We start from the raw sequence: 6,391 nt of genomic DNA, 5'->3' as shown, positions 1-6,391 counted from the left end.
ATGCGAATATATACAAAATCGTAGTTTAAAAAACAAAAGGTAGAATAAAAATTATAAAATATTAAATTGTAAAACTCAACGATGCAAAGCAATTAAAAAAACCTAAATTTGAAAATATTTTTTTACTGCAATGCTTAGATATTTATTCATAATTTTATTCATTTTTAATTGGGGTGCAAGCATATTTGCACAAACTATTCTCCCTGATGTTATTGATACAAATACTACTCTCAATAATTCAGGCTCTCCGTATTTTATAAATTCTGATTTAACAATAAATGCAAATGCTACTTTGCTTATTAAAAAAGATGTAGAAATTCTAATTGCCAACAACTTGCAAATCATTGTTTATGGAGCTATTTCTGCAAAAGGTTCAATAAAAAATCCTGTAATATTCAAGTCCCAAAACGACAGTAATGCATGGAAACAAATAAATATTCAAAATGCTACAGATAATTGCTATTTCGAGAATGTTGTTTTTTATGAAGGGAAAATATATTCTACAAATTCTGACCTTTCTATTATTAATTTTAAAATAATAAATTCACATTCTTTAAACTGGAATGATGCACTTTTACGCTTAAAATATGGAAAAATAAAAGTTCAAAATTCCTCCTTTTACAGCAACAACACAGGCGAAGGCATTGTAATTCGTGGAGGAAATAATATAAAAGTAGAAAACTGTAATTTTCATAATGTGCCTGATGCTATTGAATTTATTGAAGTTGATTCGGGAACAATACAATTGAATAGGATTTACAATTCTGCCGATGATGGTATTGACCTTGATGCTTCAAAAAATATCGTTATTTGTAAGAATTTAATTTTTAATTGTAGCGACAACGGAATCTCAATCGGTAATGAAAATTTTGGAGGCTCAAATGCAATTATAATAAAAAATCTAATTTCAGGATGCGAAACAGCAATAACTGTCAAAGATAGTTCTGAAGCAAAAATTGAAAACAACACACTTTATTTCAATAAAAACGGAATAAAATGCATAGAGAAAACAGCAGGGTTAGGAGGAAGCACAGCCACAGTGATAAATACAATTATTTCACAATCAATTTACCCCATAATTTTCGATCAAAATTCCGATATTTTTGTTTCCTATTCTTTGTGTGATAACAGCATTTTATCAGGACTAAATAACTTAAAAGCAAATCCACTTTTTATCTCAACAAAGGATACAAATTTTCATTTGCAAATAAATTCTCCATGTATAAATTCCGGTGATTTAAAAACAGGCTTTGATGCTGACAGTAGCAGAAAAGATATTGGAGCATTTCCCTTTTTTTCAAAACCCAAAACCCTTGTTGTAAACGAAATAAATTATAATTCCTTGCCAACAACAAAGCCCGGAGATTGGATTGAATTACACAATTATGGCAATATCCCTATTGATGTTTCGCATTATTATTTCCTTAATAATTCTAATTCATTTCCTGAATGGACAACAATTTTTCCTGATAGTTATTTAGTTGTTTGTCAAAACAAAAAAATGTTCACAGAGGTTTTTCCTTTTATTCCAAACTATTTAGAAAACTCTCAACTTAATCTTAATGACTTTGGAGAATCAATTCTTTTTTATGACCTATACGGGCAAGAAATTGATTCTGTAACTTATTCCAATTCTTTACCTTGGGATGAAAAAGCAAATGGAAAAGGACCAACACTCGAATTATTAAATCCATTGTTTGATAATTCCTTAGCACAAAACTGGAAAGCATCTAAATACTTTGGAAGTCCGGGAACAACAAATTTTATTTATTCAAATGTTAAAAATATAGAGCAAATAGAGATAAAAATATATCCGAATCCGTTTCAAAATTATTTTTTTATTGAGTTCAGAAAATCAATTCAACATCAGGATTTTAAAATTAAAATTTATGACATTTACGGTAGATGCATTAAAAATAAAGTTCTGGAAAATAATTGCACAAAAGTCTCTTTAGAAAAATATAAAAGCAATATTTATTTCGTTGTTGTTTTTAATAAAACAGAAATTATCTCTGTTAAGAAAATATTAAAAAATTGAATAATGGTCTTTTATAAATTCTCTCAGTTCTTTTCTTTTTTTGGTTAGCTTAATGGGCTAAGTTCTATTTAGTGTCTCTAAGAAAACTCAGCAAATAATGTCGTGCCGATGGCACTTTTTATTTTATCACAGAAGTTACCATAATATCGCTCCTCTGGAGCTTTCAGTACCGTAGGTACGATATTATGGTAAAAACAAACAACAGAAAAAAAGTGCCGTAGGTACAATATTATCACATTTAAATAAAGCTGTAATCATTAGAACTTAGGCGTTTAAGTCAGTTTTTCCCACCATACAATCACTCTGTGTTAATCGCAGAGAACATAGAGAAGTTCACTGCCACAAAAAAATGATTTGTGGAATTATTTTATTCTAATTAAATTTGAGCCATCAAAAAATAACAATGGGAGGTTCTTTAAATACATTCGCATTAAGATTTTCAGAGTTTTTTATAGACAATGAAAAATTTTGAAGCACTATCGGGATAATGTAAAAAGTTTTGAAGAAGTATCTGATTCCGAAATTTCGGAATGAAAACCCTTTGGGAACAAAGATAATAAACAATCTGACTGCGTTAAAATTTTTTCTCAATAGCTTGTGCCTCCGCTAAAGCTTCAGCGACACGCGGACGGCTATTCAGAAAAATTTGTGCCTTGCATCTTATTCATTATCTTTGTTTCTTAAAAGAAATGTATTTAAAGAACCTCCCAAATGAAAAAACGTGTTGAAGATTTAAAAATTATAAACAAACAAATTCTGGATAATGATTACATTTTTTTAGAAGTGCAATCAAAAAATACTTTTGAAAAAATTATTCCGGGTCAATTTGTAAATATTTATGTTGAGGACAGTAGTACAACTTTTTTAAGAAGACCATTCTCCATTCATAATGTTGACTACAAAAAAAATTCTATACAAATGCTGATAAAAATTATCGGTAACGGAACCAGTACTTTGAGCAAAAAAGAAAAGGGTAATAATTTGAATATGATTTATCCTTTGGGTAATGGATTTTCACTTGCAAAAGAGAAAAAAGTGCTTTTAATAGGAGGAGGTTTTGGAATAGCACCTTTATATTTTCTTGCCAAAGAATTAAAAAAGAATAATACAAAGCCTGTTTTATTGTTTGGTGCAAAAACAAAAAATGATTTTGTTTTTCTTGACAAGTACAACGAGCTATTTGATTTACATCTTACAACCGAAGATGCAAGCATAGGAGAAAAAGGTTTTGTAACAAATCATTCAATCTTAAAAAATAAAGAATATACTTTTGACAAAATATACAGTTGCGGACCAGAACCAATGATGAAAGCTGTTGCAAAATATTCTAAGATTAATAATATTGACTGTGAGGTATCCTTGGATAATCTCATGGCTTGTGGAATAGGCGTTTGTCTTTGTTGTGTAACAGAAACCACAAATGGCAATAAAACTGTTTGTCAAGAAGGACCAATTTTTAATACAAAAGAACTAAAATGGTAAATCTATCAGTTAATTTAAATGGATTAAAACTTAAAAATCCTGTTATGACAGCCTCAGGAACCAGCGGTTCAGGAGAGGAACTTACTGATTTTATTGATGTTTCAAAACTTGGAGCATTGGTTGTAAAAGCAATTACTTTAGAAGCTCGTGAAGGAAATGATTATCCCCGAATGGCTGAAACTGCAAGCGGAATGCTTAATTCTGTTGGATTACAAAACAAAGGTGTTGAGCATTTTGTAAAAGAAATTTATCCGAAAATAGAAACGCTCAATGACAATATCATAGTTAATGTTTCAGGTTCAACAGTTGATGATTATGTACAAGTAACTAAAAAGTTGGAAAAGCTTCCAAAAGTAACTGCTTATGAAGTAAATATTTCTTGCCCTAATGTAAAACAAGGAGGTTTTGCTTTTGGCACTTCACCCACAATTGCAGCCGAAGTTACAGCGAGGGTTAGGGAAGTTACCGACAAACATGTGATTGTAAAACTATCACCAAATGTAACCAACATTACTGAAATTGCAGTAGCTGTAGAAAATGCAGGTGCAGATTCTGTTTCTTTGGTAAATACTTTTTTGGCTATTGCTGTTGATGCAAACACAAGAAAAGCAAAGCTATCAACAATCACAGGAGGATTATCGGGACCTGCAATAAAACCAATTGCTTTACGAATGGTTTGGCAAATATCCAAAGCAGTAAAAATTCCGGTAATTGGTCTTGGAGGAATAATGAATGCAGAAGATGCTATTGAATTTTTACTTGCAGGTGCATCGGCTGTACAAATAGGGACAGCAAATTTTATCGACCCAACTGTAACCGTTAAAATTATTGATGGAATTGAAAAATACTGCATCAAAAACGGGATAAAAAATGTTAATGAATTAATAGGGGCAATGATTTGAGAATGGGAAAATGAAATCTGAAAAAGAAGGAATTTAAAGCATGTTAAAAGATCTTTTTAAAAAACATCTCGCACAAACTACTGATTTTTTACCAATTCAATTGGAGATTGAAAGAGCAGAAGGTGTTTTCCTTTTTGACAAAAATGGCAAAAAATATATCGACCTTTTATCAGGAGTTGCAGTAAATAATCTTGGACACAGGCATCCTGCAATTATTGAAGCTATTCAAAAACAATTAGACAAGTACCTGCATTTGATGGTTTATGGAGAATTTGTCCAAAAAGAAACCGTTGAACTTGCAGAACTTCTTGCTTCTGTTTTACCTCAGGAACTCAACAAATCTTTTTTTCTTAGTTCGGGTAGTGAAGCAATTGAAGGAGCTATAAAAGTTGCCAAACTCTACACAAAAAGGAATGAAGTTATTTCTTTTAAAAACAGTTACCACGGAAGTACGCTTGGCACTTTAAATTTACTTGGTGATGAAAAATATAAACGTAATTTTCGCCCTTTGATACCAAACTTTAAAAGTCTTGAATTTAACAATGAATCGGAATTACAAAAGATAACAAACAAAACTGCCTGTGTTGTAATTGAACCTATACAAACTGCTGCAGGAATGATTACTCCCGAAAATAATTTTTTGACAAAAGTCAGAAAAAGATGTAATGAAACAAATGCTTTATTAGTATTTGATGAAATACAAACAGCCTTAGGACGAAGTGGGAAACTCTTTGCTTTTGAAACATACAATGCTCAACCTGATATTTTATGCCTTGCAAAAAGTCTTGGTGGTGGATTGCCGATTTCCGCTTTTATCTCTTCACAAAAAATAATGAAATCACTCGAAAACGGACATCCGCTTCTCGGACATGCTACAACCTTTGGTGGTCATCCACTTTCTTGTTCAGCCGCTATCGCAACTCTAAAAACACTTTTGAATGAAAATATTATTTCAGAAGTAGAAGAAAAAAGTTCATTATTTATAAAAGCATTAAAGCATCCCTTGATAAAAGAAATTAGAGGTAAAGGACTATTGCTTGCTGTTGAACTCGGAGACAAAAAACTTGTTAAAACTTTTATTGAAAATGCAATTAATAACGGATTGCTAACTTATAGCTTTTTGTTTAATGAAACCGCTTTTAGCATAATGCCTCCATTAACAATTACAAAAAAAGAGATAAAATTATCTTGTGAAATTATTTTAAAAACACTTGATTCTGTATTAATTTGATTAAACGGTAGAGTTGCAAAGACGCTGAGAAAAAATATTCCATTTTTTATGATTTGTTTTTTTTTCATCGAATTACACAAATTTACACTAATAATTTTTTGTAATACCAATTTAATTTCAAAACGACTGATAAATAAATTAAATTATATTTTTCTTTTTTTAGGCAAAAATTCTTTGTGCAACTTTGAGCTTCTTTGAGTAACTTTGTGCAACAGCTATTTCACAAAGAGCCACAAAGAATACACAGAGTTTCACAGAGTTATGGTATTGTTTATTTTGCATTTTGACACTGATTAGTTACAAAAAAAGCAAAACAAAACTTGAACAAAATCTTAACAACTACTTCTTGAAATTAGTTGTATCTTTGTTCTTTTAGCTGGATACTTTTCGGTTAATACTACTGGTACTTTTTCGGTTAATATATACATTCTTTGCGTCTTTGCGTGAAATTCTTCCTACTCATCCATCTTTGCGTTCTTTGCGTCTTTGCGTGAAATCACCCCTACTCATCCATCTTTGCGTTCTTTGCGTCTTTGCGTGAAATCACTCCTACTCATCCATCTTTGCGTTCTTTGCGTCTTTGCGTGAAATCACTCCTACTCATCCATCTTTCCACTCTTCCCTCGAATTAAATTGTTAATAAATACATTTTGAGATTATTTAGAATTAAACGATAATTGCCATTACATAATTTATTTCAAATGACATTTACTCCAGCAAAAAGAAGAAAAAGTCGAG

At 30.8% G+C, this 6,391-nt stretch carries 4 protein-coding genes; all 4 read left to right on the top strand.

Annotated elements, in window-relative coordinates:
- The first annotated feature begins 130 nt into the window (after positions 1-130).
- The 4 genes from U9R42_10040 to U9R42_10025 all read left to right on the top strand — a co-directional run bounded on the left by U9R42_10040 (position 131) and on the right by U9R42_10025 (position 5,653).
- Positions 131-2,038: a T9SS type A sorting domain-containing protein gene (locus tag U9R42_10040; protein ID MEA3496361.1), complete on the top strand. Its 1,908-nt coding sequence runs from the start codon at positions 131-133 to the stop codon at positions 2,036-2,038.
- A 711-nt stretch (positions 2,039-2,749) separates the two neighbouring features.
- Positions 2,750-3,520 (top strand): dihydroorotate dehydrogenase electron transfer subunit, encoded by a 771-nt coding sequence (locus U9R42_10035; GenBank protein ID MEA3496360.1) that lies wholly within the window; start codon positions 2,750-2,752, stop codon positions 3,518-3,520.
- Entirely contained in the window at positions 3,514-4,422 is a 909-nt protein-coding gene (locus U9R42_10030; GenBank protein MEA3496359.1) for a dihydroorotate dehydrogenase, read from the top strand. The genes U9R42_10035 and U9R42_10030 overlap by 7 nt, the downstream gene beginning before the upstream one ends.
- 40 nt (positions 4,423-4,462) lie before the next feature.
- Complete coding sequence (locus tag U9R42_10025) at positions 4,463-5,653, top strand: aspartate aminotransferase family protein (protein MEA3496358.1); 1,191 nt, start codon at positions 4,463-4,465, stop codon at positions 5,651-5,653.
- Positions 5,654-6,391 lie beyond the last annotated feature (738 nt).

This window comes from Bacteroidota bacterium, assembly GCA_034723125.1.
Lineage (GTDB): Bacteria > Bacteroidota > Bacteroidia > CAILMK01 > JAAYUY01 > JAYEOP01.
Note: the sequence above shows the minus strand (reverse complement) of the source record. Positions and strands in the feature narration are given on the sequence as shown.